General features: G+C 64.2%; 24 protein-coding genes. 10 read left to right on the top strand and 14 right to left on the bottom strand.

Annotation, left to right across the window (positions count from 1 at the left end; all coding sequences use genetic code 11):
- The 3 genes from AC1DX6_RS09105 to AC1DX6_RS09095 all read left to right on the top strand — a co-directional run bounded on the left by AC1DX6_RS09105 (position 1) and on the right by AC1DX6_RS09095 (position 3,488).
- Positions 1–813 (top strand): NAD-dependent epimerase/dehydratase family protein, encoded by an 813-nt coding sequence (locus AC1DX6_RS09105; protein WP_477312406.1) that lies wholly within the window; start codon positions 1–3, stop codon positions 811–813.
- Between the two features lie 455 nt (positions 814–1,268).
- Positions 1,269–2,309 (top strand): proline racemase family protein, encoded by a 1,041-nt coding sequence (locus AC1DX6_RS09100; RefSeq protein WP_477312405.1) that lies wholly within the window; start codon positions 1,269–1,271, stop codon positions 2,307–2,309.
- Between the two features lie 189 nt (positions 2,310–2,498).
- Positions 2,499–3,488, top strand: a complete 990-nt coding sequence (locus tag AC1DX6_RS09095; RefSeq protein ID WP_477312404.1) for a GlxA family transcriptional regulator — start codon at positions 2,499–2,501, stop codon at positions 3,486–3,488.
- A gap of 231 nt (positions 3,489–3,719) precedes the next feature.
- On the opposite strand, the gene AC1DX6_RS09090 is transcribed toward AC1DX6_RS09095, so the two are convergent.
- Positions 3,720–4,589 (bottom strand): LysR family transcriptional regulator, encoded by an 870-nt coding sequence (locus AC1DX6_RS09090; protein ID WP_477312403.1) that lies wholly within the window; start codon positions 4,587–4,589, stop codon positions 3,720–3,722.
- 235 nt (positions 4,590–4,824) lie between these two features.
- On the opposite strand from AC1DX6_RS09090, the gene AC1DX6_RS09085 reads away from it, so the two are divergent.
- Positions 4,825–4,980 carry a YjiS-like domain-containing protein gene (locus tag AC1DX6_RS09085; RefSeq protein ID WP_477312402.1) on the top strand — a complete coding sequence of 52 codons (156 nt, stop codon included), beginning with the start codon at positions 4,825–4,827 and terminating at the stop codon, positions 4,978–4,980.
- Positions 4,981–5,242: 262 nt separating this feature from the next.
- Positions 5,243–6,235 (top strand): DUF930 domain-containing protein, encoded by a 993-nt coding sequence (locus AC1DX6_RS09080; protein ID WP_477312401.1) that lies wholly within the window; start codon positions 5,243–5,245, stop codon positions 6,233–6,235.
- 179 nt (positions 6,236–6,414) lie between these two features.
- Here the strand turns inward: AC1DX6_RS09080 and hpaH are convergent, their stop codons facing one another.
- The 5 genes from hpaH to AC1DX6_RS09055 all read right to left on the bottom strand — a co-directional run bounded on the left by hpaH (position 6,415) and on the right by AC1DX6_RS09055 (position 11,107).
- A complete protein-coding gene (hpaH, locus tag AC1DX6_RS09075) occupies positions 6,415–7,218 on the bottom strand; it encodes a 2-oxo-hept-4-ene-1,7-dioate hydratase (protein ID WP_477312400.1) in 804 nt (267 codons plus the stop codon).
- Positions 7,218–8,087 (bottom strand): fumarylacetoacetate hydrolase family protein, encoded by an 870-nt coding sequence (locus AC1DX6_RS09070; protein WP_477312399.1) that lies wholly within the window; start codon positions 8,085–8,087, stop codon positions 7,218–7,220. The genes hpaH and AC1DX6_RS09070 overlap by 1 nt, the downstream gene beginning before the upstream one ends.
- A gap of 93 nt (positions 8,088–8,180) precedes the next feature.
- Positions 8,181–9,161, bottom strand: coding sequence for a 3,4-dihydroxyphenylacetate 2,3-dioxygenase (gene hpaD / locus AC1DX6_RS09065; RefSeq protein ID WP_477312398.1), 981 nt, complete (start codon positions 9,159–9,161; stop codon positions 8,181–8,183).
- A gap of 14 nt (positions 9,162–9,175) precedes the next feature.
- Positions 9,176–10,690, bottom strand: a complete 1,515-nt coding sequence (gene hpaE / locus AC1DX6_RS09060) for a 5-carboxymethyl-2-hydroxymuconate semialdehyde dehydrogenase (protein ID WP_477312397.1) — start codon at positions 10,688–10,690, stop codon at positions 9,176–9,178.
- 30 nt (positions 10,691–10,720) lie between these two features.
- A complete protein-coding gene (locus AC1DX6_RS09055; RefSeq protein ID WP_477312396.1) occupies positions 10,721–11,107 on the bottom strand; it encodes a 5-carboxymethyl-2-hydroxymuconate isomerase in 387 nt (128 codons plus the stop codon).
- Positions 11,108–11,323: 216 nt separating this feature from the next.
- Between AC1DX6_RS09055 and hpaR the strand changes: the two genes are divergently transcribed.
- A complete protein-coding gene (hpaR, locus tag AC1DX6_RS09050; protein WP_477313655.1) occupies positions 11,324–11,734 on the top strand; it encodes a homoprotocatechuate degradation operon regulator HpaR in 411 nt (136 codons plus the stop codon).
- A gap of 6 nt (positions 11,735–11,740) precedes the next feature.
- On the opposite strand, the gene AC1DX6_RS09045 is transcribed toward hpaR, so the two are convergent.
- Entirely contained in the window at positions 11,741–12,250 is a 510-nt protein-coding gene (locus tag AC1DX6_RS09045; protein WP_477312395.1) for a flavin reductase, read from the bottom strand.
- A 12-nt stretch (positions 12,251–12,262) separates the two neighbouring features.
- Positions 12,263–13,807, bottom strand: a complete 1,545-nt coding sequence (locus AC1DX6_RS09040) for a 4-hydroxyphenylacetate 3-hydroxylase N-terminal domain-containing protein (RefSeq protein ID WP_477313653.1) — start codon at positions 13,805–13,807, stop codon at positions 12,263–12,265.
- A gap of 93 nt (positions 13,808–13,900) precedes the next feature.
- Here AC1DX6_RS09040 and AC1DX6_RS09035 point away from each other — a divergent pair, with 93 nt between their 5' ends.
- Positions 13,901–14,773 (top strand): helix-turn-helix domain-containing protein, encoded by an 873-nt coding sequence (locus AC1DX6_RS09035; RefSeq protein ID WP_477312394.1) that lies wholly within the window; start codon positions 13,901–13,903, stop codon positions 14,771–14,773.
- A 40-nt stretch (positions 14,774–14,813) separates the two neighbouring features.
- Here AC1DX6_RS09035 and AC1DX6_RS09030 read toward each other — a convergent pair whose 3' ends face one another.
- From AC1DX6_RS09030 to AC1DX6_RS09015, 4 genes are read right to left on the bottom strand one after another with little or no spacing between them, the layout of a single operon-like run.
- Positions 14,814–16,169: an aminotransferase class III-fold pyridoxal phosphate-dependent enzyme gene (locus AC1DX6_RS09030; RefSeq protein ID WP_477312393.1), complete on the bottom strand. Its 1,356-nt coding sequence runs from the start codon at positions 16,167–16,169 to the stop codon at positions 14,814–14,816.
- On the bottom strand, positions 16,162–16,860 hold the full coding sequence (locus AC1DX6_RS09025; protein WP_477312392.1) for an HAD family hydrolase: 699 nt from the start codon (positions 16,858–16,860) through the stop codon (positions 16,162–16,164). Before AC1DX6_RS09025 ends, AC1DX6_RS09030 begins: the two co-directional genes overlap by 8 nt.
- On the bottom strand, positions 16,857–18,119 hold the full coding sequence (locus tag AC1DX6_RS09020) for a Tm-1-like ATP-binding domain-containing protein (RefSeq protein WP_477312391.1): 1,263 nt from the start codon (positions 18,117–18,119) through the stop codon (positions 16,857–16,859). The genes AC1DX6_RS09025 and AC1DX6_RS09020 overlap by 4 nt, the downstream gene beginning before the upstream one ends.
- Before the next feature lie 27 nt (positions 18,120–18,146).
- Positions 18,147–18,920: an IclR family transcriptional regulator gene (locus AC1DX6_RS09015; RefSeq protein ID WP_477312390.1), complete on the bottom strand. Its 774-nt coding sequence runs from the start codon at positions 18,918–18,920 to the stop codon at positions 18,147–18,149.
- A 177-nt stretch (positions 18,921–19,097) separates the two neighbouring features.
- On the opposite strand from AC1DX6_RS09015, the gene AC1DX6_RS09010 reads away from it, so the two are divergent.
- The 3 genes from AC1DX6_RS09010 (at position 19,098) to AC1DX6_RS09000 (ending at position 23,286) form a co-directional block, all read left to right on the top strand.
- Positions 19,098–20,543, top strand: coding sequence for an APC family permease (locus AC1DX6_RS09010; RefSeq protein ID WP_477312389.1), 1,446 nt, complete (start codon positions 19,098–19,100; stop codon positions 20,541–20,543).
- A gap of 62 nt (positions 20,544–20,605) precedes the next feature.
- Positions 20,606–21,799 carry a cytochrome P450 gene (locus tag AC1DX6_RS09005; protein ID WP_477312388.1) on the top strand — a complete coding sequence of 398 codons (1,194 nt, stop codon included), beginning with the start codon at positions 20,606–20,608 and terminating at the stop codon, positions 21,797–21,799.
- Positions 21,796–23,286, top strand: a complete 1,491-nt coding sequence (locus tag AC1DX6_RS09000; RefSeq protein WP_477312387.1) for an aldehyde dehydrogenase — start codon at positions 21,796–21,798, stop codon at positions 23,284–23,286. Before AC1DX6_RS09005 ends, AC1DX6_RS09000 begins: the two co-directional genes overlap by 4 nt.
- Positions 23,287–23,295: 9 nt before the next feature.
- Here the strand turns inward: AC1DX6_RS09000 and AC1DX6_RS08995 are convergent, their stop codons facing one another.
- Together AC1DX6_RS08995 and AC1DX6_RS08990 are read right to left on the bottom strand one after the other, a co-directional pair.
- The gene (locus AC1DX6_RS08995; RefSeq protein WP_477312386.1) at positions 23,296–24,882 is read right to left on the bottom strand and encodes a GMC family oxidoreductase; all 1,587 of its coding nucleotides are present in this window, start codon (positions 24,880–24,882) and stop codon (positions 23,296–23,298) included.
- A 4-nt stretch (positions 24,883–24,886) separates the two neighbouring features.
- On the bottom strand, positions 24,887–26,389 hold the full coding sequence (locus AC1DX6_RS08990) for an aldehyde dehydrogenase family protein (protein WP_477312385.1): 1,503 nt from the start codon (positions 26,387–26,389) through the stop codon (positions 24,887–24,889).
- Positions 26,390–26,593: the final 204 nt, after the last annotated feature.

Genomic DNA, 26,593 nt, shown 5'->3' with positions numbered 1-26,593 from the left:
ATGCCGCATTACGACCGTATCCTGATCACCGGCGCTGCCGGCCGCCTTGGCTCGGAGCTGCGCAAGGGGCTGGTGCCGCTGGCGAAAACCATACGTCTGGCGGGACGCGAACCGTTCGGCGATCTTGCCTCCCACGAGGAGGAAGCGGTCTTCGATCTCGCCGACATGGAGGCAACGATTGCGGCCACCAAAGACTGTGACGCGATCGTTCACTTCGGCGGCGCGCCGCTCGAATGCGAATGGCAGACGATCCTCGATTCCAGCATCCGCGGCTCCTACCACATCTACGAAGGCGCCCGGAAACACGGGGCAAAGCGCGTCATCTATGCCTCCTCGGTGCATGCCATCGGCTATCACGAGGTCGAGGCGCATATCGGCGTCGACGCGCCGGTGCGGCCCGACAGCCTCTATGGCGTGTCGAAGAATTTCGTCGAGAGCCTCAGCCGGCTCTACTGGGACAAGTTCGGCATCGAGACGGCGTGCCTGCGCATCTTCTCGTCCTTCCCCGAGCCGGCCGACCGGCGCATGCTGTGGTCGTACCTCTCCTTCGCCGATTGCGTGCGCCTGGTCGAAGCAGCGCTAGTCGCGCCGCGCGTCGGCCACACGATCTCCTTCGGCATCTCCGACAACAAGGTGAAGACGGTCGACAACAGCGGCGCCAACCATCTGGGTTTCATCCCGCAGGACAGTGCCGAGCCTTCCCGTGCCGCGGTCGAGGCGAGGACACCCATTCCCGATCCGAAAAGGCCGTCGGTGAAGTATCTCGGAGGCTGGTTCTGCGAACTCGGCCATCCGGACGACAAGCCGGCATGAAGGTCAGGTAACGGGACAGCCAACTCGCGGCTCGGATGCAAAACTCCGGGCACTGCGGCGCAATCCGCAATAGCTTTCATTCGGCCACCGAAGCGCCCGCCAGTATTGCTTCTTCTGTTCGAGACGACCAGCCAGCTGGCGCTGTCGCCCAGTGCCGAATGACAGTCCTCGTGAGACCAGCAGAATCCAGAAAAATCAGAGAGAAAGTCGGCCATTGGCCAGCTCAGGCCGAGAACGGCCGTACGCGAGGAACCAATGCTTCCGAACCAACGTTCGGCGGCTGCTCGGGTTTGCACGCGAAGCTCTTTTGGACCAAACTCGTTCTTTGCACATTCCATTCTCGCTGGTCGTGTTGGACAACGATGATCCTTTCACCGTGGGAGACATCTAGGCCTGAACTTCGGGACTCGCTGCTCGTTTCGCCGTGAAGGCAATGAAATCGACAAGGAACAACAATGCGTACGAAAGCCTCCATTCGTGTCGTCGGCTGCCATGCCGAAGGTGAAGTCGGCGACGTCATCGTCGGCGGTGTCCTACCGCCGGCGGGCCGCACGATGATGGACAAGATGATCACGATGGCACGCGATCACGACCATATAAGGCGGATGCTGATCTGCGAACCGCGCGGCAGCGTTGCGCGGCACGTCAATCTGCTGGTTCCATCGACGCGCGAGGATTGCGTCGCCGGCGCCATCATCATGGAGCCGACGGAATATCCGCCGATGTCCGGTTCCAACACGATCTGTGTTGCCACCGTGCTGCTCGAGACCGGCATGATGCCGATGCAGGAGCCCGAGACACGCTTCAAGCTCGATATGCCGGGTGGCGTCATCGAGGTGCGCGCCGAATGCCGCGACGGCAAATGCCTGTCTATCACCTTCCGCAACGCGCCCGCTTTTGTCGATCGCCTGGACGCCAGCATCGAGGTGGAAGGGCTAGGCACGCTCACGGTCGATATCGCCTATGGCGGCATGTTCTATGCGATCGTCGATGCCAAGGCGCTCGGCTTCTCGGTCGCCCCCGACGAGGCTCGCGAGCTGGCGGTAACAGGCGAGAAGGTCCGGCGGGCCGCACGCGAGCAACTCGATGTCGTCCATCCGGAATTTGACCATGTGCGAGGCGTGTCGATCGTGCAGTTCGCCATGCCGTTCCAGGGCCCGGGCAACGTCACGCGCAACACCTGCATCGTTTCGCCGGGCCGCTCGGACCGCAGCCCGACTGGAACCGGCACCTCGGCCCGCATGGCCGTGCTGCAGGCGCGCGGCTTGATGGAAGTGGGCGACGTCTTGATCCATGAATCGATCATCGGCTCGCGCTTCACCGGCAGGATCGTGGAGCTGACGCGGATGGGCGACCGCAAGGCAATCGTTCCGGAGATCACCGGCCGAGCCTGGATCACCGGCGAGCACAGCTACTATCTCGATCCAACCGATCCGTACCCGCAAGGCTACGTGCTGTCGGATACCTGGGGTACCTCCACCTCGGTGAAGCAGTAGGTGCACCGACGGCAGGGCTGTGCGACGATGGCAAAGGGTAAGGAGTTTGTGGATTGCCGGTGGACGATTGTATCGGCGAACCGGTGCAGCCGATCGCCCCGGGGTGCGATCACTCGTTCCGATATTCGCTTGCGGGCATGGTGACATCGTCAGATGCTGTCGGCCCAATAAGCACAGAGGCAGGCGGACATGAAATCAGCCAATGAGGTTCCGGAGATCGACCGATTGAAGATCGGCTTTGTTCTGGCTCGCTCCTTCACGCTTTCCGCGTTTGCGCTGTTCGTCGACACGCTCAGACTGGCGAGCGACGAGACCGACAAATCCGGCAGGGTTTTCGCTGATTGGCAGCTCCTGGCGAGCACTCGAAACCTGATCACATCCAGTTGCGGAGTCCAGGTCGCGCCGACATCGGATTTCGTCGACCCGGGTGAGTTCAACTATATCGTGGTCGTCGGCGGGCTGCTGAACAGTGAATTCCCGGTCGACAGCGAGACAGTCAGCTACCTCAAGAGGGCCGCTGCTGCGAAGGTTCCCTTGATTGGGGTCTGTACGGGAACGTTCATCCTGGCCGAGGCTGGCCTGATGAAGCACCACCAGACGTGCGTCAGCTGGCTCCACTTTCAGGCGTTCCGCGAGCGCTTCCCCGATCACGCGGTCAGGGCGGACCGTCTGTTCAATCTTGATCGTACCAGGGGATCATGTGCCGGGGGCAGCAGCGCGGCAGATATGGCGGCGTCTATCGTCAGGCGCCATATCAGCAGGGAGGCCGAGACAAACGCACTCGAAGTGCTGCAGATCGAGAAGGCGCGCTCGGCTTCGGACATCCAGCCGCGCAGACCGCTTTCCATCGAGAGCCATGATCCCAGGCTCAAGGCGGCGCTGATCATCATGGAGAACCATGTCGAGAATAGGATCTCCATTCCCAAATTGGCGGCCTTGGTCGGACTGTCCCGAAGACAACTCGAGCGCCTCTTTATGGAGAAGACAAAGAGCTCTCCGGCGGTCGTCTACACAAGGGTGCGTCTGGAGCGGGCGAAGCACCTGCTGATGCAGACCCGGGCTCCGATGATCGAGATCGCCGTCGAGGTCGGGTTTGAGAACGCCTCGCATTTCTCGAGGCTTTTCCGCCAGGCCTACGGTCAACCACCCAGCAAGTTCAGATCAGCAGCTTCGAACTGACTTGCCTATTCTCCGGAATGAAGCACGCTTTGGGGCCTCCGCTGGAGGCGGAACTGGTTTCCCTGTTCCCCCAGACAAATTCCCTGTTAGATCCACCAGGGAACTCGACAGCTAAGTGATTGAAATTATGCTGCCAGCTTTGGTCGAAAACCGGGTGTAGCATCTGATAGCGGCGGAGCCCGGCCATGTGCCAACATGCGGCTCAGCTGACGGCCGATCGACGCCTGGGGCTTACGGGATCGGCGTCTCGCCGCGAAACAACGGCTGATGCGCCCGCATCAAGCCGGCAATCCGGTTGGCGACTTTTCGTACCGGCGGGGCGTGACGCTCCTCGTGATGGGTGACGATCCATTGGTCGGTTTCGAGTTCGGGGATGGGCTGGGCCACGCGCACCAGCCGCGGATCGCTGTCGCCGACGAAGCACGGAAAGACCGAAAGGCCGGCGCCGGCGGCCACCAGTTCGCGCGCTGAATGGGTGTTGTTGCCGCGCACGGCGATGCGGTCGCCGTGATGGGCTTGCAGCCAGCGCGCCGAGGCAATGTTTGCCCCTTCGCCGCTGACGCCGACGAACAGCCCGGCGGCGATGCCGTTGATCAAATGGCGTCCGGAATAAATGGCGTGGGCGACCTTGCCGCTCTGACGGCCGGCCAGCCACTGCTCGGTCGGGCGCTCGCTGCGGATGCCGATGTCGGCGGCACGGCGACCGATGTCGACCCGGTCGGTGGTGGTGACGAACTCCACCCTTATGCCGTCATCGACCGTCCAGATCTCGCCGATATGGGCGGCAATGAAGGCGGAGGTCCACGGCCCGGCGGAGACACGAACAATGCGGTCGGGCAGGTTTCCTTCGCGCCAGCGGGTCAGCGACTGCATTGCAGCCTCGACGTCTTCGGCGCGCCGCAGCAGTTCTTCACCGACCGGTGTCAGCTGGTAGCCGGTCTGCTGACGCACGAACAGCGATTCACCGATCTGCTTTTCGAGAGCGGTGACGCGTCGTCCCAAGGTGGCCGCGCTGAGGCGCGTGGTTGCCGTCGCCGCGCTCAAGCCACCCAGCCGCGCCACGTCGAGAAACAACCGCAGATCGTCCCAGCCAATATCCATTTTGCAGAAATGAAAAACTCCTTGCGACCATGGCTGTAGCGCGAAGGGAGCATCATGCGCAAGTATGCAGGCATTGAAGGCATTGGACAATCCTGCCAGGCGGGACAGTGACAAGCGCCTCAGCTGACCAGGAAGCCTGCGCAATCCTTTCGATCACGCAAGCGCCTTGCGCAGATGCTTTGCGTTTTCAAGAAACCCAGGCGGGCGGGCATTCTGCGCGCCAAAGGAGACGATCATGCTGTACGAACTGCGACACCGTTTCGCCCAATGGCTTGTCTATCGCCAGACGCTTGCGAGGCTGAGGCAGGCCTCAGACAGCACACTGGCCGATGCCGGCATTTCTCGCGAAGAGATCCGCGCGCGTGCCCGCCACGCCAGCCTGCGCCGTTGAGACAATGGAGGCGGGATGACCGAGATCGACGCCGTGCTGAATGTTGCCGGGACCGCCTAGAGCCTGTTCCATCCCGATGGAATCGGGATGGGGCTCTATCTTCTTGTTTGAGCATGATCTCCAGACAAAACGGTTCCCGTTTTGTCTGAGAAAACCGGTTCCCACTTTTCGGGATCATGCTCTCGTGCCGAGCGGCGGCTAAATTGCGCCAATCAGGTGGCCATGCTTGATGCCGCCGCACTTTCACTCCACATCGTGAGGGATGAAGGACGAGACAGTTGAGCGGCGTCGGACTTTGCTGTGGACCTTGCCCGCATCGCTGATCCTGCATGCGCTCATCACCGCGTTCCTGGTCTACGGCCTGCCCAGTCGTCCCCAACAGCCGCAGGACGAGCAAGCGGTCAATGTCGCCCTCGTGCCTCCGCCGGATCAGCCAAAACCTGTTCCCACGCCGTCTCCACACAAACCCGAGGCCAGAAAGCCACCGGAACCGAAAGTCGAAAAACCTCCCGAGCAAAAGGTCGAAAAGCCGCCTGCACCGGAAAAGCCATCGGAAATCGAGGTCCTGAAGCCGGTCTTCCAGTTCGGCGACAAGGACACCGGCCCCAGGAAATCCCTGGATGGGGCCAGCGCCCAAGACAACGCGTCGTCGCCGGCCAAGGACGACGATTCAAAGCCGCCTGTCGTGCCGAAGGATACAGAGACAAAAGCGGCCGCGTCGCCAACGCCGTTGACTGCTGCCGGCGGCGACGACGAGATCGAGCTTCCCAAATTGGCCCAAGCGCCTGAGACCAGACCCGAAAATGTGCCGAAATCTGCAAAAGTTTCGAAGCCAGTTAAAGCTAGCGCCAGGACGCCAAGCTCTGCGGATGTGGTCACCGCCCGGGCGTATTCGGGTCTTCCGGGTGTCCGCAAGCTTTACTCGAAAGGCGCGACCGGCAGTGCGTTCGCTACGACCGCGATGGATGGCATGACGCGTGATCAGCGGGTTGACAACCTTTGCGCCAGCGCGATGCAACAGCAACTGCTGGATGCCTCTTACTTTCCCGATCTGGTGCCACGCATTCCGGTGAAGACAGGCGATGTCTTCGACGTCCCGAACTCCAATTTCCATGCACAAGGAAGATGGTACTGGCTGAGCTTCCGGTGCGAGATCGACACCAATGCGACAAAGGTCTTGTCTCTAAACCTCCGCGTCGGAGCTGCCATCCCTCCTAACGAATGGGCCCGCCTTGGACTACCTGATCTGCGGTAGTAGAGAATTCCGGCGGAGGCAGGGTCGTCTGCAATGCTCCAGCTCCTCATTTTCGTGCAAGCAGGTGTTACCGGCTGGGCAACTGGCGGACAAGGCGGCTTGTCTATCGCACCCATCGATGACGTTATCCAGTGTACCGCGGGGTAGGGCAGTGACCGCCTGCAAGGCTGACGTAGGCGTCAGGCAAAAGCGAGGCTGATCGTTCCGAACGGCCCGAAATCGGCAACGATGCTGTCGCCGTGGCGCGCCTCCACCGGGCGCACGAACGAGCCCGACAGCACCACCTGCCCGGCGCCGATCTGCATGCCGTACTGGTGCAGCCGGTTGGCCAGCCAGACGATGCCCTTGGCCGGATGATCGAGCACGCCGGCGCCCAGGCCGGTTTCCTCAACCTCGCCATTGCGCGAAACGATGGCGCCGATCCAGCGCAAATCGGCCTCGCGCGGGCCGGCCGCGCGGCCGCCGACGACGATGCCGGCATTGGCGGCATTGTCGGAGATGGTGTCGAAGAAGGTCCTGACCTTACCGGACTCCTTGTTGAGGCGCTCGATGCGAGTGTCGAGGATTTCCAGCGCCGGCGTGATGTAGTCGGTGGCGTCGAGCACGTCGTCGATCGACACGTCCGGGCCGGCGAGCGGCGCCTTCATGACGAAAGCGATCTCGGCCTCGATGCGCGGCTGGATGAAGCGGTCGGCGGGAACGATGCCGCCATCGTCGTAGAACATGTCGTCGAACAGCACGCCGGAATCGGGAATGTCGATGGCGAGCGCCGATTGCATGGCCTTGGAGGTGAGGCCGATCTTCCAGCCCTTGATCGCAAGCCCCGATGCGACCTTCCTTTTCACGAGTGCGGCCTGCACGCGGTAGGCGTCGTCCATCGTCGCACTGGGAAAGTCGAGGCTGAGCAGCCTGATCTGTTGGCGGTTGCGTTCTGCCTCGAACAGCCTCGCCGCGGCATCCTCGACCTGGTCAGGGGTCATCATCAGGCCCTCTCGTCGACGACGCCGTTGCGGAGCAGGCCGATGCCGTCGGCCTCGACCTCGATGACATCGCCCGGCTTCAGCCAGATCGGCGGCTCGAAGCGGGCGCCGGCGCCGGTCGGCGTGCCGGTGACGATGACGTCGCCGGGCACCAGCGTGGTGAAGGTCGAGACGTAGTTGATGATCTTGCGGAAGGAGAAGATCATACGGCTGGTGCGGTCCTGCTGCCGCAACTCGCCATTGACGCGGGTAGTGAGCCCGATGTCGGCGATCTGCGCCTCGTCGGTGAACGGCACCAGCCACGGGCCGATCGAACCGGTGCGGTCGAAATTCTTGCCCTGGGTGACGTTGAACTTGGCATGACGCACCCAGTCGCGGATCGTGCCTTCGTTGCATAGCGACAGCGCCGCGATATGACCGAGCGCGTCGGCTTCGGCGATGCGGCGGCCGGCCTTGCCGATGACGATGACGATCTCGCCCTCATAGTCGAGCTGCGGCGATTCCGGTGGCCGCACCAGCGGCGCGCCATGGCCGACGAAGGAGCGTGGGAAACGGATGAACAGCGACGGGTTCGAGGGCGCCGCCTGGCCGTCCTTGTACTCCTCGTTGCGGTCGGGAAAGTTGACGCCGACGCAGATGATCTTTTCCGGCGAGGGGACAGGGATTTCGTAAGCGATGGCGTCAAGCGGGAAATCGGCGGAATACGCGTCCGCTTCTGCCGCCAGCCGCTGCAAGGCACCGGCCTCTATCACTTCGCGCAGCGTCGGCCATTGGCCGTGGCGTGACGAGAGGTCGACGACACCTTTCTCGGTAACCGCGCCGTAGCGCGTCTTGCCGCCGACGGTGAAGGTGGCGAGCCGTGCCGCGCTCATGCTGGAACTCCGGGGAATAGCCGATCTCCCCCCAAGTGGGGGAGATGTCCGGCAGGACAGAGGGGGGCGCGAAGGAACGCGATCATAGCAAAACTACGGCGCCACGATCGGCGACGCCGCCAGATCGGACTTGCGCGGCTCGACCCCGGCAAAGACACTGCCTTCCTCGAACCAGCTTTTCGGAGCCGGCGCGCCCCACAGCGTCTGGCGTTGCGGGTCCTTGAGGTCCCATTTGATCGGCTCGAGATCGGGATCGACCGTCTGGTAGTCCGAGCAGTAGATCTCGATGCGGTGATTGTCGGGGTCGCGGATGTAGAGGAAGAAGGCGTTGGAAATGCCGTGCCGGCCGGGGCCGCGCTCGATATTCGGCAGCCAGCCGGTGGTCGCCATCAGGTCGAGCAGGTCGATGATGTTGAGCGGCGTCGGCACCCAGAAGGCGACGTGGTGCAGGCGCGGGCCGAGGCCGTTGGTGAAGGCGATGTCGTGCACGCCGCCCTTGCGGTGCGTCCAGGCCGCCCACAGCTTACCGGTCGCTTCGTCTTCAGTGTACTCGGTGACGCGGAAGCCGAGCTCGTTGTAGAACGCCACCAATTCATCGACGTTGGGCGAGAAGCAGTTGAAGTGGTCGATGCGCAGCGGCTTCACGCCTCTGTACAGCGCATATTTCTGATGGATCGGCGGCAGCCGCTCCATCTTCGAATAGAACTCCAGCGGAATGCCATGCGGGTCGCGGGTGCGGAAGGTGCGCGACTGGTAGGGTCTGTCAACCCATTCCACCGGCAGTCCCTTGCCCCTGAAGAAGTGCTCGGCCTTGTCGAGGTCCTCGTCGGAGAAAACCTTGAAGCCGAGGTCGCGGGCTTCCGGCGTCGCCGCCTTGCGCAGCACGATGCAGTGATGGCCGCGTTCTTCCAGCGCGCGCAGATAGATCGCGTCCTTGGTCTCGTCGGTCACCTGCAGGCCGAGCGTGTCGACATAGAAGGCGCGGGATTTGGCAAGATCGGTGACGGCAAGCTCGACATGGGAGAGCCGCACGATGTTGAAGGCCGGGTAGAGATTGGGTTGGGGCAGGGGCATCTTGATGTCTCCGGTCAGCCGCCGAGCTTCTGGATCGAGTGCGGCGCCGTGGCGAACGCGATGTTCTTGGTTTCCATGTAGAAATCGAACGACCAGTCGCCGCCGTCGCGGCCGATGCCCGAACTTTTGACGCCGCCGAACGGCGTCGGCAAATGGCGCACATTCTCCGAGTTGACCCAGATCATGCCGGCGTCGAGCGCGTCGGTGAAGCGGAAGGCGCGGGTCACGTCCGAGGTCCAGAGATAGCCGGTCAGGCCGTATTGCGTGTCGTTGGCCAGCGCCAGCGCCTCTGCCTCGTCCTTGAACGCGATGGCGGTCAGCACCGGCCCGAAAATCTCTTCCTGGGCGATGCGCATCTTGTTGGTGGCGCCGGTGAACAGTGTCGGGCTGACATAGCAGCCGCCGCCCGGACCGGCGAACTTGCCACCGCCCGCGGCAACCGTGGCGCCTTCCGATTTGCCGATCTCGATATAGGAAAGAACCTTCTCTTCATGCACAGGATGGATCAGCGGGCCGACCACGGTTTCGGGATCGAGGGGATGGCCGATCCTGATGCGCTTTGCCTTCTCCGCCACCAGCGCAGTGAACTTGTCGTAGACCGAGGCCTCGACCAGCAGGCGCGAGGACGAGGTGCAGCGCTCGCCGTTCAGCGAATAGATCATGAAGACAGCGGCGTCGGCGGCGCGCTCGAGGTCGGCATCGGCGAAGACGATCACCGGGTTCTTGCCGCCGAGCTCGAAATGCACGCGCTTCAGCGTGTCGGCGCCTTGCTTCATGATCATCGAGCCGGTGCGGCTTTCGCCGACGAAGCCGATCGCCTTGATATCCGGGTGCTCGGTCAGCGCCCGGCCGGCGTCCTCGCCAAAACCGTTGACGAGGTTCCACACACCCTTGGGCAGGCCGGCCTCCTCGGCGATCTCGACCAGCAGCCGCGCCGTCAGCGGCGACAGCTCCGCCGGCTTGTGGACGATGGTGCAGCCGGCGGCCAGTGCCGGCGCGATCTTCCAGGTCGACAGCATGAAGGGCGTATTCCAAGGCGTGATGACGCCGACCGGACCGATCGGGACACGCGTCGTCATGTTGACCTGGTTGGGTGCGCGGATCGTGCGGCCGTCGCGGGCTTCCGGCGCACGGTCGGCGTAGAAGCGAAAATTCTCGGCGCCGCGCAGGGCCGCCTTGGCCATGAACTTCAGCGACTGGCCGGTGTCCATGCACTCGACGAAAGCGATCTCCTGGGCCCGCGCCACGATGGCGTCGGCGATTTTGTGCAGCAGCTTCTTGCGCGCGTCGCCGGAGATCGCTGCCCAGTCGCGGAAGGCCGCCTTCGCCGCCTTGGCGGCGCGGTCGATGTCTTCAGCCTTGCCGCGCGCCACGGTGGCGATCGGCTTCAGGTCGATCGGCGATATCGTCTCGTAGGTCGAGCCGTCAGCGGCAACAACTGCCTCGCCGCCGATCTGGTTGAGCACGCCGCCCTTCCTGAAGCGCTCTAGATAGGCATCGGCCTTCTTCAGATTGTCGTCTAGAGCCATGAGGTCTTTCCTGTCACTTGCCACGCCCGCTCACTTGCCACGCAGGCGCGGGTGGATGGCATTTTTCTTCCAGCTCAGTTCGGCGTCGATCTCGCGGATCTCCAGGGAGAGGGCGAAATGCGGCGTCGTGAACAGCGATGCGAGATGCTCCGAGACGGCGACGAAGATCGCCTCGCCGGTGCGCTTCTTTTCTTCGGCACTGCGGCCCTTGCCGATGCGGAAGTTCATGTCGATGAAGCCGTTCTCGGGCAGGCGGTCGGCGATAGCGTAGGCCTCGGCACGGAAAGCGCGTACCCTGACCGCGCCAGGTTCGAATAGGCCGGTTTCGAGGATGGTGCGCACGACGAGTTCGCAAAGCGCGCCCATGTCGACCTTGGCGTCGAGATTCGCCGAATATTCGATCGCCATGTGCGGCAAGGTTTCCTCCACCTTGTAATTAACATGTGAATTACATCTTGACCGCGGAATGTCAAGCGTAGTTCTCTGTTTGGGGGCATCCCGGCGCCGGGATTGCCGCTCCCGGCAAAATCGCGGATATAGCTGCGATCCAGTGCCTTATGCGCCTTGCGAGTCGAACTGGAACGTTTCGGAGACCTGATCTTGCTACCGCCCAGCACCCGCCGCTCCTTGCCGATGGCACTGCTTCGTGCCCGTGAAGTGATCATGGCGCATTTCCGGCCGATGCTTGCCCGCCACGACATAACCGAGCAGCAATGGCGCGTGCTGCGCGTGCTTGCCGAGGCTGGGCCGCTGGAAGCGACCGAGCTCGCCAATCGTGCCTCGATCCTGCCGCCGAGCCTCACCCGCATCATCAAGGCGATGGAGGAGCGGCAGTTCATCTCCCGCAACAAGGTCAAGGACGACGGCCGCCGGGCCTTGCTGGCCATCAGCCCTGCCGGGCTGGCGCTGATCGAGGACCTGTCGCCCGAGCGCATCGCCATCTACGACGCGATCGAAAAACGCTACGGCGCCGCGCAGCACGAACGCCTGCTCGACCTGCTCGAAAGCCTGATCCAGTCGGAATCACCCGACAACCAGGCCTGACGGCGTTCAGCCGCCAAAACTCCCCAGCGCGCTCGGCTGCATGTAGTTGCGGTCGACATAGAGCAGGGCGGCCTCACCGCTGCCATGCCGGATGTCGACGACGCGGCCGAACATGACATTGTGCGTGCCCACCTTGTTGACGTCGCCGATCTCGCAATCGAAGCTGACGATGGCATCGAGCAGCGCCGGCATGCCGGACGGCATCGTCTGCCATCGTGCGGCGCCGTAGCGCTCGCTCATGTCGCGGATCGCCCCGGCGAACTTCGCCGCAAGATGCATGTGGGCCTGTGTCAGCACGTTGACGCAGAAGCGCCGGTTGGACAGAAACATCCCGGCCTGTGTCGAGCGTTCATTCATGCAGATGAGCAGCGTCGGCGGGTCGTCGGAAACGCTGCACATCGCAGTCGCGGTGAAGCCGCCGCGCCCCGCCGGACCATCCGTGGTGACGATGTTGACCGGCGCGCAGACCCGCGCCATGGCGTCACGGAATTCGAGCCTTGCGACCTGAGCCTCCATGGCCGGCCTCCGTCAGCTGGCCTGGGCTGAAAGCGGCGGCAGCCAGGTGTCGCCGGTCCAGCCCTTTTCGTCATAGTCGGCCATGCAAGTGTCGACCAGCTCTTCCATTGCCTTGAGGCGGCCGCCGCGCTCGGCGCCTTTCAGCACCTGTAGCCGCACCTCTTCCGGCGCGCCGGCATAGTTGAGCTCGTAAAGCGCATGGCGGCCGCCGAATTCGGTACCGGTGGCGTCCCACAGCAGTTTCATGATCTTGATGCGCTCGACATGGCCCATGTCGTTCGAGCCGCGCACATATTGCGCGAGATAGCGGTCGATCTCCGGATTGTTGAAATCCTTCACCGAGGAGGGGAGGTAGATCAGCCCCGAGGCGATCACCCGGCGCACCGTGTCGATGACGCGCGGATAGGCTTCCGACATGAAGGTGCGGTAGGCGAGTGCGGCCTCCAGATTGGGCAGCACGGCGCCGTCGGCCCAAGGCACCGGGTTGTACGCCATGGCGTTGGAAAAGCTCCAGAACATGTGGCGCAGCGCGATGACCTCGCCAAGTGCCGCCTGGTTGCCGCGGAAGGCGTCGCCGCCGGTGGCGCGCAGCGCCTTGGCCAGCAGGCCGGCAAGGAAGTCGAGCTTGACGGCAAAGCGCGTGCAGCCCTGGAAGCAATAGCCGTGCATGAAGCCGGACGCCGGATGGAACGACAGGATTTTTTGCGCGTCGCGCAGCACCAGCACGTCCTCCCAGGGGATGAAGACGTTGTCGAGCACCAGGATGGCGTCGTTCTCGTCGAAGCGCGACGACAGCGGATAGTCGAACGGGGTGCCCACCGTGTTGGCGGTCTGCTCGTAGGAAACGCGGCAGAACATCTTTATCCCCGGCGCGTTCATCGGCACGATGAACATCACCGACAGCGAGGGATCCTCGGTCACCGTCGCCGAGCTCTGCGCCAGGAAATTGTAGTGCGTCAGCGCCGACGATGTTGCCACCACCTTGGCGCCGGACACCCAGATGCCGGCGTCGCTCTCCTTGGTGATGTGCACGAACACGTCCTTGACCTGTTCGGCCGGCTTGTGGCGGTCGATCGGCGGGTTGACGATGGTGTGGTTCATGAACAGGACGGCTTCCTGCGCTCTGCTGTGCCAGGCGCGTGCATTGTCCTTGAACGGGCCGTACCATTCGGCATTGGCGCCGAGCGTGTTCATCAGCGCGGCCTTGTAGTCGGGCGTGCGCCCCATCCATCCGTAGGACATGCGCGACCAGTCAGCGATCGCCGCCTGCTGTGCGCCAAGCTCGCCGGAAGATCTGGCGACGCGGAAATATTTATGGGTGTAGCCGCCCGAGCCGGTGTCGGTCGGCGAGGTCAGCACCGCCTGCCGCGCCGGGTCGTGCAAGGCATCGTAGAGACGAGCGAGCGAGCGGGCCGAATTGCGCATCGCCGGATGCGTGGTGACGTCGGCGATGCGTTCGCCATTGATGTAGACCTCGCGGCCATCGCGCAGGCTCTCGAGATATTCGGCGCCTGTGAACGGCCGTTTCGTATCGGCCCGGAAATCTTCCGATCGCATCATGATCCTCCCTTTGATGGTCGAACACTAGCCCGGCGCCGTGCAATGGTTTATGGACGAAAGACCAAAACCATTTGGACTTTTTCGGGCGTCATGAGCCAGGCCAGCATTCCCGAGTTCTTCGTCTATGGCGAGCCGGCGCAAACCCTCGACGTCGGCTTCCTGCATGTCGAGACGGTTCTTGCCCGCGCTGCCGTGCACAGGGGCCAGGTGTTGGCGCACAAGCATCCGCAAATGGCGCAGATCACCTTCTGGACCAGCGGCTGCGGCAGCTACCGGATCGAGGACCAGACCTGGAGTTTTTCGGCGCCGACGGTCAGTTTCATGCCGAGCGGCGTGGTGCACGGCTTCAGCATCGAACCGGGCACCGATGCCATCGTGGTGTCAGTCGCCGACGCGGCACTTGCGGCAATCGCCGAGCACTCTTTGCTGCCACTCGACCAGCCGGTCTTCGTCACCGGTCGCGGCGAAGCAGCCCTTTGGGAGAAGCTCGCAAGTATCATCAGGCTGATCCAGTCGGAATATGCCGACTCACTGCCGGGCTTGGACAAAATCCTGCCGCCGCTGATCGCCGTGGCGCTGTCGGGGATTGCTCGCCTCGATGCCGAGTCGCATTCCGTGGCGGTGCCGGCGGCAGTTGCGCTGGCCGGCCGCTTGCGGCGGTTGATCGACCGGCATTTTCGCGACGACTGGCCGGTCGAGCGCTATGTCGCCGCACTTGGCACCACGCGCCATCTGCTCGACAAGGCGGCGCGGCAGGGTCTGGGTGCGGGCGTGCGCCAGGCCATTGGCGAGCGGCGGCTGGTCGAGGCCAAGCGGTTGCTGCTGTTCACCGTGCGCCCGGTCGAGGATATCGCCTATGAGACCGGCTTCAACGATCCCGCTTATTTCTCACGCTTTTTTCGCTCGGCAATAGGTATGTCGCCGGCGGCGTGGCGGCGGGAGAGACTGGGCAGTAGGCAGTAGGCAGTAGGGGTTCGGCTCCCTAATCCCTACTGCCTATTCCCTAGGCTGCGGCAGCAGCCAATCCCACATCCAACGCTTCGGCGATCTTCGCCACATCAGCGGACGAAATCACCAGTGGCGGCGACAGGATGATGGCGTTGCCGGAGACGCGCAGCATGACGCCGGCCTTGTAAGCAGCATCGGCGACAGCATTCATCGTCTTCTTGTCGGCGGGCTTCTTGGCGGCGCGGTCGGTGACCAACTCGAGTGCCGCCATCAGCCCCTGGTAGCGGACGTCGCCGACCAAAGCGTGCTTCGCCTTCAGCGCTTCGAGCACCTTGCCGAGCTCGACGCCGCGCGCAGCCGCGTTCTCATTGACGGCAAGCCGCTTGGTTTCGGCAAGTGCGGCCAGCCCCGCCGCGCAGCCGACCGGATGGCCGGAATAGGTGTAGCCGTGGCCGATGGCGCCGAAGCTGGTCTTGTCGGCCTCGAACACCTCGGCGACCTTGCCACTGATCAGCGTCGCGCCGAGCGGAAAATAGCCTGAGGTGATCGCCTTGGCGATGGTCATGAAGTCAGGCTTGACGCCGGACAGGCGCGAGCCCGACCAGGCGCCGGTGCGGCCGAAGCCGGTCACCACTTCGTCGGCGATGAGCAGGATGTCGTGGCGGTCGCAGATGGCGCGCACCAGCGGCATGAAGCTCTCATGTGGGACGATGACGCCGCCGGCGCCAAGCACCGGCTCCATGATGAAGGCGGCGATGGTGTCGCCGCCCTGGAAGGCGATCTCGTCCTCGATTGCACGGGCGCAGAGTTTGGCCAGCTTGGCCGGGTCGGTCTCGTCGAATGGATTGCGGTAGGTCCACGGCGCCGGCGTGTGGAAAACGCCGGGCATCAACGGCTCGTAGTTGCGGCGGAAATTGGCGTTGCCGTTGACCGATGCGCCGCCGAAATGCGTGCCGTGATAGCCCTTCTTCAGCGCCAGGAATTTCGTCCGGTCGCCCTGGCCGCGGATTTTCCAGTATTGCCGCGAAAGCCGCAGCGCAGTCTCTACCGAATCCGAGCCGCCGGAGGTGAAGAAGGCGCGGACCATGCCCTCGGGAGCAAACCAGTCGCAAAGTTCAAAGGCGAGCTCGATCGAAGGTCCGGTCGAGGTGCCGCGAAAGCCGGAATAGTAGGGCAGAGCGTCGAGCTGCGCGGCCATTGCCTGCTTGATCGGAGCGCAGCTGTAGCCAAGGTTGACGTTCCATAGCCCGCCGACCGCGTCGAGCACGGTGCGACCGTCAATATCGGTCACCTCGACGCCGTTGCCCTTCATGATGATCCTGGGCGGTGTCGCCCGCATCTCGGCCGGATGCGCCATCGGATGCCAGATCGGCTTGGCGTTGTTTTCGGTGAGGAAGTTGATGTCACGCATCGCTGGGGACTCCGGAGTTTTCTGGATTATGGGTAGCGAGGCCAAAATGACCAAGCGCCTCGGCGTAGCTTCGCGCCGGCGCGGCGACGTCGAAATGCACGGCGAGCATGCCGGCAGCGAGCGCGCCGTCGACATTGCGCTTCTGGTCGTCGACAAAGACGCAAGCAGCAAGCGGCAGATCAAGCGCCATGCTGACCATGGCATAGGCGCGTGGGTCGGGCTTGAGGATGTGGGTGTAGGTGGCGTCGACGATTGTCTCGAACAGGGACAAAAGCGGCAGCCGCTGACGGAACGTGCTGCCGTAGAACAGGTCGAGCTCGTTGGAGAGGATGGCGAGCCGGATGCCGGCGGCGTGCGCGGTCCGGATCGCCCGCTCGGCCTCCGGCCGCACCACGGCTTGCGGATCGGCGCCGCGCGCGCGTTGCACGAAGGTCGACATATCCTCCCAGTCCTCGCCGACCAATTGTCCAAACTCGCGCGTGCGCGTCTTCCAATAGTCGCGCTCGCTGATCTCGTCGGCCTGCATCGAGCGCCAGAGTGGATCGGACGCCGGCTCAAATGGCCCGCGCCAGGAAAGCGTGCCGGGTGCCAGCCCGAGCGCCCGCTCGGTCAGCGCATGCGTCTCGAACAGCGTGCGGGTGACGACGCCGCCAAAGTCGAGCACCAGCGCCTTTGGTCGCATCGTGCTCATGCGGCCTGCTTTCCCTGTGGCGCCCCTGGCGGGATGAGGCCCTCGGCAACCCAGCGATCGAAAATCTCCAGCGCCTTGGCGCTGAAGGCGGCGTCGTTGATGTGTCCCGATATCTCGTGCAGTTCGGCATTGCCGGGCATACTGGCGCGCATCTCCTCAATGAATGCCATCAGCGCGTCGGGTTCATGCAGTGGCTCGCCTTGCTGGTCCCATTGCTGGATGCCGCCTGCGGGAAGGATGAAGGCGGTCGGGCCCTTGGCCGCCGCCAGTTTTTGGCCGATGGCGCGGGCGATCTCGCGGCGCGTGGCGCCATCCGAGGTCACCGAGGCGAGCAGGCGGTTGTGGGCGTGGTAGGGACGGTCGACAAAGCGGGTTGGCACTGCTTGCCAGGTGGGAAAATCCACCATGTCGATGGCTCCCGGCGCGACGATCTGTGGGATGGCTTGCCGGCCGGCATTTTCCAGCCGGTCGGTGCCCGAGTTCACCACCGAACCGGTGAGCTGGTTGGCAAGTTCCTGCAGGCTGAAATCCATCACCGCGGCAAAACCCTTTTGCGCGGCGATCGCTTCCAGTGCACGTCCGCCCATGCCGGTGGTGTGGAAGACCACGACTTCATAGCCGCGACTTTCGAGCGCCGGCTTCAGCGTCACCATATATTGCAGGCAGCTCTTGCCGAGCGAACTCATACCGATCATCGGCCGCAACGTATCCGGCTTGATCGCGGCCCTTGCCGCGCCGACGACCGCGCCGCAGGCCTGCGACAACACCGCCTTGCAGGTGCTGTTGAGGCCATAGAGACCGCCCGCCCACAGGATCATCATCAGATCGGTGGCGATCCGTTCCGGCGGCACCAGATGCGAATAGGCGATGGTCGACACAACGAATTTCGGCACGCCGAGTGGCAGCGCCAGGGCGACGTCGAGCGCCAGGTCAGTGCCCATCGTGCCGCCGAGGCCGATGAAGCCGTCGATGTCGTCTCGATCGTAAAGCGTGCGGGTCAGCCGCGCGGCGCCGAGCGCCATCAGCGTCATGGCCGAATTCTCGTCGCCGCTGGCGATGATCGCCTCGATCGTCGTGTCCGCAGCTTTGGCTACCGCATGCTTGTCGTGCTCCGGCCGGTAGGGCGGGTCACCAAGCACGCTGACATCCATCATCACGGCGACACCGCCGACGGCCTCTATGCGCTCGCGCATGAACAGCAGTTCGTCGGCCTTGGTGTCGCCGGTGCCGATGACCAGGATTCGGCGTCTTTCCTCCACGTCAGTCTCCTTGCAATCCGAAAATTCTTATGATGCTCGCCTGCGGTCCGGCAGGCTACGCCGTCCGACAAGCTGCTCGCCGATGCCGCGCGCGGCATCGGCGACGCTGGCGCCATGGCGTTCGATGTCGCCCTTGCGGATGCGCGCTTGCGGCGCGGCGATGGCGATTGTGCCGATGGCGAAACCGTCAGCGCCGAGGATTGGCGCCGCGACACTCTGCACGCCTTCCTCGAAGCCTTGTGAGCCGATCGAATAGCCACGCACGCGAGTCGCGGCAATCTGCTCGGCAAGTGCGGGCGCGCTGGAAATGGTGAACGGCGTGAACTCAGGAAACGGTCCGGCGAGAATGGCGTCGCGAATCCGGTCCTCGGTGAAGGCCAGGAAGGCGATGCCGGAGGCGGTTGCATGCATCGGCAGCAATTCGCCGAGTGGCACGCTGACACGGTTGGCCTTGGTCGACTCGACGACATGGACCGAGATCAGGCCGCGCCTGGAATATTCCGACAGATGCACTGTCTCGTCGGTCTCCGCGGCCAGGGCCTCGGCCACCGGCACCGCGGTTCGCAGGAAAGGGAACTGGGCTTCGCGCAGCAGCGCCAGCCGCCCGATGCCGGCGCCAAGCCGATAGCGGCGCGTGCCTTCGTCCTGCTCCACCAGCCCATATTCCATCAGCGAGACCAGCAGACGGCGCGTTGTCGCCTTGTCGAAGTTCGCACGCCGGGCGAGATCGGCCAACGCCATCTCTGGCTCGCCGCGACCGAGCATTTCCAGCAGGGAAATGGCTTTGGCCACAGTGCTCATGCGTGTCTGATCCTCCGACAGATACTTAACGTGCGAATTAACTTGACAGGAAGTGGATTCCTTTGCAAGTCTATATTCGAAATGCCGTTGCAAATAGTGAAATGAGCATTGGCCCCTCAAGAAGGCCGCGGCATTTCAGGGACACTTGTTTCCGCAGCGCGGAATTTGGAGGGTAAAATGACGACAATCGAAACCGGTGAGGTGAACCGGCTGAGGAAGAACAGCCTCGGCGTCGGCGCCATCACCTTCATGGTCATCTCGGCGGCGGCGCCACTGACGGCTGTCGCTGGCGGCACGCCGCTCGGCATGCTGATGGGCAATGGCGCCGGCTTTGCCGGCACCTATCTCATCGTGACGGTTCTGCTGCTGCTGTTCGCGGTCGGCTATGTCGCCATGTCGCGCCATGTCGGCAATGCCGGCGCCTTCTATGCCTACGCGGCACGCGGGCTCGGCGGCCTTGCCGGCGGCGCCACGGCGCTGATCGCGATCCTCTCCTACAACGCCATGCAGATCGGTGTCATGGGCCTGCTGGGTGCGGCCACATCCGGCCTGTTCGCCTCTTGGGGCATCAATCTGCCGTGGTGGGTGTGGAGCTTCATCGCCATCGCCGTCGTTGCCGTCCTCGGCTACCGGCAGGTCGACCTGTCGGCCAAGATTCTGACCGTGCTGGTGCTTGCCGAATATGTGGTGGTGCTGATCCTCGATCTGGTGATCCTCAAGACCGGCGGCGACAGCGGCCTGTCCGCCGCACCCTTCAGCTGGAGCCAGATCACCAGCGGCGCGCCGGCGATCGCCATCCTGTTCTGCTTCGCCGCCTTCATCGGCTTCGAGGCGACCACGATCTATGCCGAGGAGGCGCGCGACCCCAAGGTCACCATTCCGCGCGCCACCTATTTCTCCGTCATCCTGATCGGCGTCTTCTACATGGTCACGGCATGGCTGATGGCCGTCGGCGCCGGTGTCGACAAGTTGCTGCCGGCACTGCAGGGCTTGCAGGACCCGACCACCTTCCTGTTCGGCCTGTCCGACCGCTATGCCGGAACGCTGCTGACGCACGCCATGAGCATTCTGTTCGTGTCGAGCCTGTTCGCCGGCGTGCTGGCGTTCCACAATGCGGTCGCCCGCTACATCTACGTCGCTGGGCGCGAGAAGCTGCTGCCGCAGTCGATCGGCGTGACGCATTCGTCGCACCAGAGCCCGCATGTCGCATCGGTCATCCAGACCGTGCTTGCCGCCGTCGTCGTCGGGCTCTTCGCCGTGCTCGGCCTCGACCCGGTGCTGGCGCTGTTCTCGTGGCTCACCAACGTCGCCACGCTCGGCGTCATCGTGATGATGGCGGTGGCCTCGCTCGCCGTCGTGATGTATTTCCGCGCCAATCCGTCCGCCCAGGAAAATGCGCTGAAAACCACCATCCTGCCGGGGCTGACCTTCATCGCCTTCGTCATCATCATCTACCTGATCGTCATCAATTTCGGCAGCCTGTCGGGTGCCGGTGGCTTCCTCGGCGTGTTCCTGCCGTTGCTGGTGTTGATCGCGGCCGTGGTCGGCCTGCTGCTGGCGGGCGCGTTGAAGGGCCGTGATCCGGTTGCCTTCGAAAATCTCGGCGTGCCGCTGAAGGACTGAGACAGACAAAAGGGGCGGCGCGCTCTGCGCCGCCCCTTTCCATCGCAAAGGGAGTGACAGCATTGAGCTTTGCCGATGATATCACCGTCGAGGCGCTGGAAGCCGATCCCTACCCAATCTATGCCGAACTGAGACGCAGCGCCCCTGTCGCTTTCGTGCCGGCCGTCAATCTCTGGTTCGTCACCCGCTGGAAGGACGTCGAAACGGTCGCCAAGTCGCCGGACATCTTTTCCGCCGTCGTCGGCACATCTCCGGTCGAACGTTCCTTCGGCAAGCCGACCATCCTGACCACCGATGGCGAGACTCACAAAGAGCTGCGCCAGGGCGTCGACCCGAAATACCGGCCGCGCACCGTCGCCTCCTATGCCGGCGACCTCGTGCGTTCGATCGCCGACCCCTTTCTCGACCGCATCGCCGAACAGGGCTCGGCCGAATTGATGGCGGACTATTTCGAGCCGGTGTCGACGCTTAGCCTGGCGCGTTCTCTCGGCCTTGCCGACATCGACATGCCGACCTTGCGGCGCTGGTTCTATGGCCTTGCCCAGGGCGCCATCAATTTCGAGAACGACCCCAAGCGCCAGGAGATCGCCGACGCGATCAGCGCCGAGGTAGGTGCAGCCATCCTGCCGACGCTGCAGCGCCTCGTCAGCGAGCCCGACGATTCCGCACTGTCGCACATGCTGCATGACGGCATGCCGCAAGGCGCGACCCGCCCGATCGACTTCCTGATGCCGAGCATCAAGGTCATCCTGCTCGGCGGCATGCAGGAGCCAGGCCATGGCGCCGGCTCGATCCTTGCCGGCCTGCTTTCGCATCCCGAACAGTTGCGGCAGGTGCTCGACGACCCTGGGACATTGGTGCCGAAGGCGGTCGACGAAGGCCTTCGCTGGGTCGCGCCGATCGGCACCCAGACACGCCAGACGACGCGCGCGGTGGAGATCGGCGGCGCCGTCATCCCGGCCGGCGCGCCGGTCGCGGCACTGGTCTCCTCGGCCAGCCGCGACGAAAGCCGCTTTTCCGATCCCGACCGCTTCGACATCAATCGCGACGAGGGCAACCATGCCGCCTTCGGCTTCGGCCATCACTTCTGCTCGGGCCGTTTTTTCGCGCGCGAACAGATGTGCCTGGCGGTAAGGTTGCTGCTCGAGCGCTTTCCGGATTTGAGGCTGGTGCCGGGCAAGGAACCGGTCTTCCGCGGCTGGGAGTTCCGCGCGCCAACCACATTGCATGTCAGTTTCGGAGCCAGTTCCCAATGATCAGCCAGACCACCATCGATGCGCTGCGCACGACGGAGATCGGCGCGCGCAACCTCTTCATCGATGGCGCCCAGACCGCAGCCGCGAATGGCGCCACCTTGCCGGTGATCTCGCCGATCGACGGTCGCCCGTTCACCAGCATCGCCGACGGCAATGCCGCCGATGTCGATCGCGCCGTGGCGTCGGCACGGCGTGCCTTCGAGAAGGGCTCCTGGTCGCGCGCAGCACCCGCCTTCCGCAAGAAGGTGCTGACGCGGCTTGCCGAACTGATCGAGAAGTATGCGCTTGAGCTTGCCGTGCTCGGCGTGCGCGACAACGGCACCGAGATCGGCATGGCCTACAAGGCGGAGCCGCTGTCGGCCGCCGGCACCATCCGCTACTACGCCGAGGCGATCGACAAGGTCTATGGCGAGATCGCACCGACGCCGGACAACGTGCTCGGGCTGATCCACAAGGAGCCGCTTGGCGTCGTCGGCGTCATCGTGCCGTGGAACTTCCCGCTGATGATCGGCGCCTGGAAAATCGCGCCGGCGCTTGCCGCCGGCAATTGCGTGGTGGTCAAGCCGCCGGAAATCGCGTCGCTCACTCTGCTGCGGCTGGCCGAGCTCGCTGTTGAGGCCGGACTTCCCGAAGGCGTGCTCAACGTCGTCACCGGTCGCGGCGTGGTCACCGGCGAGGCACTCGGCCTGCATATGGACATCGACGCCATCGCCTTCACCGGATCGGGGCCGGTCGGCCGGCGACTGCTCGAGTACTCCGCGCGTTCGAACCTGAAGCGCGTTTTCCTGGAGCTCGGCGGCAAGTCGCCCAACATCGTCTTTGCCGACGCGCCGGACTTGAAGCAGGCAGCAACCGTGTCGGCCAATGGCATCTTCCGCAATTCCGGACAGGTCTGCGTCGCCGGCTCGCGCCTGCTCGTCCAGTCATCGGTCTATGACGGCTTCATGGACGAGCTTCTCAAGGCAACGACAAAACTCAAGGTCGGCGATCCGCTTGATCTCGCCAGCGACATCGGCGCGGTGTCGAGCGCCGAGCAGCTGGACAAGAATCTCGGCTTCGTCAACAGAGCCACGGAGGAGGGCGCCCGCCTCGTCACCGGCGGCGAACGCATTCTGACCGAGACCGGCGGCAGCTACATGGCGCCGACCATCTTCGAGAACGTGACGCGCGACATGCAGCTTGCCCGCGAAGAGGTGTTCGGGCCAGTGCTCGGCGTCATGTGCTTCGAGACGGAGGACGAGGCGGTGAGCCTCGCCAATTCCACGGTGTATGGCCTCGCCTCGGCGGTATGGACCTCGAACCTGTCGACCGCACACCGCATGGTGCGCGCCATCAACGCCGGCGTCGTCCACGTCAACACCTATGGCGGCGCCGACATCACCGTGCCGCTCGGCGGCGTCAAGCAATCCGGCTTCGGCCGCGACAAGTCGCTGCACGCGCTCGACAAATACACCGACCTGAAAACCGCCTGGATTGCTCTCGGCTAACCGCCCTGGCTATGCGCCAAGAATAAAATCGGCGCAGCGGTCGCCGATCATGATCGCCGGCGCGTTGGTGTTGCCGCTGATCAGGCGCGGCATGATCGAGGCATCGCAGATGCGCAGGCGCGGCACGCCGCGCACCCGAAGCTGCGGATCGACCACCGCATGATCGTCCGAGCCCATGCGGCAGGTGCCGGAGGGATGATAGACCGTCTTGGCGTGGCGGATGATGTGGTCGACGATGGTCTGGTCTGGAAGGTCGTCGGCCTTACCGGGCCCAAGCTCCTCGGCGATCACCTCCTGCAGCGCCGGCTGGCGCAATACCGTGCGGGCGATCTTCATGCCGGCGAGCAGTGTGGCGAGATCGTCGGGATGCGACAGGAAACCGGTGGTGAAGCGGATCGGCTCCTTCGGATCGCGCGACCGTAGCAGGATCGTGCCGCGTGATTTCGGGCGGAGCACGCAAGGATTGATCTCCATGCCGTGCCGTTCGATCGAGCCATGTTCGGCGCTTTCGATCATCACCGGCAGCACATGGAACTGGACATCGGGCCGGCCGTCGCCATCGGTGTCGAAGAAGCCGCCGCTCTCGACCACGTTGGAGGTGAGCAGGCCGCTGCGAAACAGCAGGTACTCGATGCCGTGACGCAGCGCCTTCAGGCCGCGGTCCTGGCCGAGCAGCGAGATCGGCTGGCGGGTCAGCGCGTAGAGCGGTGCGGCGACATGGTCCTGCAAGTCGCGGCCAACCGAGGGCATGTCGCGGATGACAGGTATGCCCATCTCCGCAAGGTGCTCGGCAGGCCCCAGACCCGACAGCATCATCAGCTTGGGCGTGCCGAGCGCGCCGGCACAGAGGATCACTTCGGCCTCGGCGCTGGCCGTTTGGCTCTGGCCATCCGCTGTGGTGTAGGCGAGGCCGGTCGCAGCGCCATTTTCCAACGTCAGTCCGGTGATCAGCGCATCGGTGATCACCGTGAGGTTGGCGTTGCCGGCCAGCGGCTTCAGGAACACTTTTGCCGCCGACTGCCGTTCGCCATTCGCGGTCGTCGTCTGGTAGAAGCCGACGCCCGCCTGCTTAACGCCGTTGAAGTCGTCGTTGAATGGATAGCCGGCCTGTTGTGCTGCCTTGACATAGGCAAGCGACAGAGGGTGGCGATGGCGCGGATCGGAGACCGGCAGCGGTCCAGCATTGCCGTGGCGCGCGCCGGCCAGCCGCTCGTTGCGCTCCAGCCGCTTGTAGACCGGCAGCACATCGTCCCAGCACCAGCCAGGGCAGCCGAGATCGCGCCAGCCGTCATAATCCTCAGGCTGGCCCCTGATGTAGAGCATGGCGTTGATCGACGAGCCGCCGCCCAGCGTGCGGCCCTGCGGGATCGGCAAAGTGCGGCCGCCGACGCTGGGCTCCGGGTCTGACTGGTAGATCCAGCTGCGCGCCGTGCCGATCACCTTGGCGAAGGTGGCCGGCATGTCGATGAAGCGCGTATTGTCCGCGGGGCCGGCCTCGACCAGAAGCACGCGCTTTCCCGCGCTGACCAGCCGGTTGGCCAGCGTGCAGCCGGCCGAGCCGGCGCCGGCGATGATGTAGTCGTAGCTCTTTGTCATGGTTTCAGGCGTAGCGCATGATGACGGTTTTCATCTCGAGATAGCCGTCGATCGCGGCGCGGCCATGCTCGCGGCCGATGCCGGACTGTTTGAAGCCGCCAAACGGCGCGTTGGGGTCGAGCGTGTTGTGCGAATTGACCCAGACAGTGCCGGCCTTGAGGCCGTGGATGGCGGTCATCGCCTTGTCCATGTCGCGGGTCCAGATCGAAGCCGACAGGCCGTAGCGTGTGTCGTTGGCGACACGGATCGCCTCGTCGAGGTCGGCGACCGGCATCGCCGCCACCACCGGCCCGAAAACCTCTTCGCGCACGATCTCCATATCGGGCCGGACATTGTGCAGGATGGTCGGCGCCACATAGTGGCCCTTGCCCGGCACCGGCCGTGCCCCGCTGATGCGCTCGCCGCCGGCGGCCAGGCTGCGCTCGACAAAGCCTTCGACGCTCTTCCTGTGCTTGGCCGAGACCAGCGGGTTGATCTGTGCATCGGCGTCGCGGCCGGCGCCGAGCGTCATGCCGTCGGCGATTTCGGCCAGCCGCGCCAGCGTGCGGTCGTAGATCGACTTTTCGATCAACAGCCGCGAGGCGGAGGTGCAGACCTGGCCCTGGTTGAAGAACATGCCGAGCCCGGCGATCAGCGGCTCGATGCCTTCCTCCATGTCGGCGAGCAGGATCATCGGCGATTTCGAGCCGAGCTCCAGCGTGAAGCGCGCGACGCGATCGACCGCCGCGTGGCCGACGCGCTTTCCGACCTCCGTCGAGCCGGTGAAGGTCAGCTTGTCGATGCCGGGGTGGCGGATCAATGCTTCGCCGGTGATGGCGCCGCTGCCGGTGACGATGTTGACGACGCCGGGCGGGAAGCCGACCGCCTCGATCAGTTCGGCGAGCCGCAGCAGGCCAAGCGGCGTCTCCTGCGGCGGCTTCAGCACCACCGTGCAGCCGCAGGCCAGCGCCGGGGCGATCTTCCACATGCCGATCAAAAGCGGAAAGTTCCACGGCACGATGGCGCCGACCACACCGACCGGCTCCATCACCGTCATCGCATGGTGCTTGGCGCCGGGCGGCACGGGGATGGAGACCTGGAAGGTCGAGCCCTCGATCTTGGTCGCCCAGCCGGCATAGTAGCGCAGCCAGTCGACCGTGCCGCCCGCGCTCAGCATGCGGGCGACGCCGAGCGACTTGCCGTTCTCGATGCTTTCGATTTCGGCCAGCAGGTCGGCATCGGCCTCGACCGCGTCGGCAAGCCTCAGCATCAAATTCTGGCGGTCGACCGGCCGTATCGATGCCCACGGTCCCTCAAGCGCCGCACGTGCCGCGCGCACTGCTTGATCGACCAGTTCGGGACCACTTTCGGGGACGCGGGCGACGATCTCGCCGGAGGCTGAGTCATCGACGGCGAGGCCGTCACCTGCAGGGCCATCGACGAAACACCCATTGATGAACGGCCGATGCGAACGCGACAGGAAGGCAGCGGCGGCCGCGCTGATCGGCGGCACGGTTCTCTCGTTCACGCCATCCTCCTCGATTGCTGATGAACATGTCTGAAGCGATATGGACGGCGCCGGGTCCGTTCAAGCGGCTGACGAAGCGAGTGCGCGTTCAGTCAAAACAAAGTTCCCGCTCGGACAAGACGCCCGGCATTCCGCCCATCAAGATTGAAGCATGAGATCGGACCGAGGGTTCGACCGGAAACCGACATCGGAGGGTTGCAGCGG

The organism is Mesorhizobium sp. P2_C4, from assembly GCF_056404575.1.
Note: the sequence above shows the minus strand (reverse complement) of the source record. Positions and strands in the feature narration are given on the sequence as shown.

Excerpts from the sequence above, each read along its gene's own strand:
- AC1DX6_RS09105 (WP_477312406.1), top strand. The coding sequence starts at position 1 with ATGCCGCATTACGACCGTATCCTGATCACCGGCGCTGCCGGCCGCCTT.
- AC1DX6_RS09100 (WP_477312405.1), top strand. The coding sequence starts at position 1,269 with ATGCGTACGAAAGCCTCCATTCGTGTCGTCGGCTGCCATGCCGAAGGT.
- AC1DX6_RS09095 (WP_477312404.1), top strand. The coding sequence starts at position 2,499 with ATGAAATCAGCCAATGAGGTTCCGGAGATCGACCGATTGAAGATCGGC.
- AC1DX6_RS09090 (WP_477312403.1), bottom strand. The coding sequence starts at position 4,589 with ATGGATATTGGCTGGGACGATCTGCGGTTGTTTCTCGACGTGGCGCGG.
- AC1DX6_RS09085 (WP_477312402.1), top strand. The coding sequence starts at position 4,825 with ATGCTGTACGAACTGCGACACCGTTTCGCCCAATGGCTTGTCTATCGC.
- AC1DX6_RS09080 (WP_477312401.1), top strand. The coding sequence starts at position 5,243 with ATGAAGGACGAGACAGTTGAGCGGCGTCGGACTTTGCTGTGGACCTTG.
- hpaH (WP_477312400.1), bottom strand. The coding sequence starts at position 7,218 with ATGATGACCCCTGACCAGGTCGAGGATGCCGCGGCGAGGCTGTTCGAG.
- AC1DX6_RS09070 (WP_477312399.1), bottom strand. The coding sequence starts at position 8,087 with ATGAGCGCGGCACGGCTCGCCACCTTCACCGTCGGCGGCAAGACGCGC.
- hpaD (WP_477312398.1), bottom strand. The coding sequence starts at position 9,161 with ATGCCCCTGCCCCAACCCAATCTCTACCCGGCCTTCAACATCGTGCGG.
- hpaE (WP_477312397.1), bottom strand. The coding sequence starts at position 10,690 with ATGGCTCTAGACGACAATCTGAAGAAGGCCGATGCCTATCTAGAGCGC.
- hpaR (WP_477313655.1), top strand. The coding sequence starts at position 11,324 with ATGGCACTGCTTCGTGCCCGTGAAGTGATCATGGCGCATTTCCGGCCG.
- AC1DX6_RS09045 (WP_477312395.1), bottom strand. The coding sequence starts at position 12,250 with ATGGAGGCTCAGGTCGCAAGGCTCGAATTCCGTGACGCCATGGCGCGG.
- AC1DX6_RS09040 (WP_477313653.1), bottom strand. The coding sequence starts at position 13,807 with ATGCGATCGGAAGATTTCCGGGCCGATACGAAACGGCCGTTCACAGGC.
- AC1DX6_RS09035 (WP_477312394.1), top strand. The coding sequence starts at position 13,901 with ATGAGCCAGGCCAGCATTCCCGAGTTCTTCGTCTATGGCGAGCCGGCG.
- AC1DX6_RS09030 (WP_477312393.1), bottom strand. The coding sequence starts at position 16,169 with ATGCGTGACATCAACTTCCTCACCGAAAACAACGCCAAGCCGATCTGG.
- AC1DX6_RS09025 (WP_477312392.1), bottom strand. The coding sequence starts at position 16,860 with ATGAGCACGATGCGACCAAAGGCGCTGGTGCTCGACTTTGGCGGCGTC.
- AC1DX6_RS09015 (WP_477312390.1), bottom strand. The coding sequence starts at position 18,920 with ATGAGCACTGTGGCCAAAGCCATTTCCCTGCTGGAAATGCTCGGTCGC.
- AC1DX6_RS09010 (WP_477312389.1), top strand. The coding sequence starts at position 19,098 with ATGACGACAATCGAAACCGGTGAGGTGAACCGGCTGAGGAAGAACAGC.
- AC1DX6_RS09000 (WP_477312387.1), top strand. The coding sequence starts at position 21,796 with ATGATCAGCCAGACCACCATCGATGCGCTGCGCACGACGGAGATCGGC.
- AC1DX6_RS08995 (WP_477312386.1), bottom strand. The coding sequence starts at position 24,882 with ATGACAAAGAGCTACGACTACATCATCGCCGGCGCCGGCTCGGCCGGC.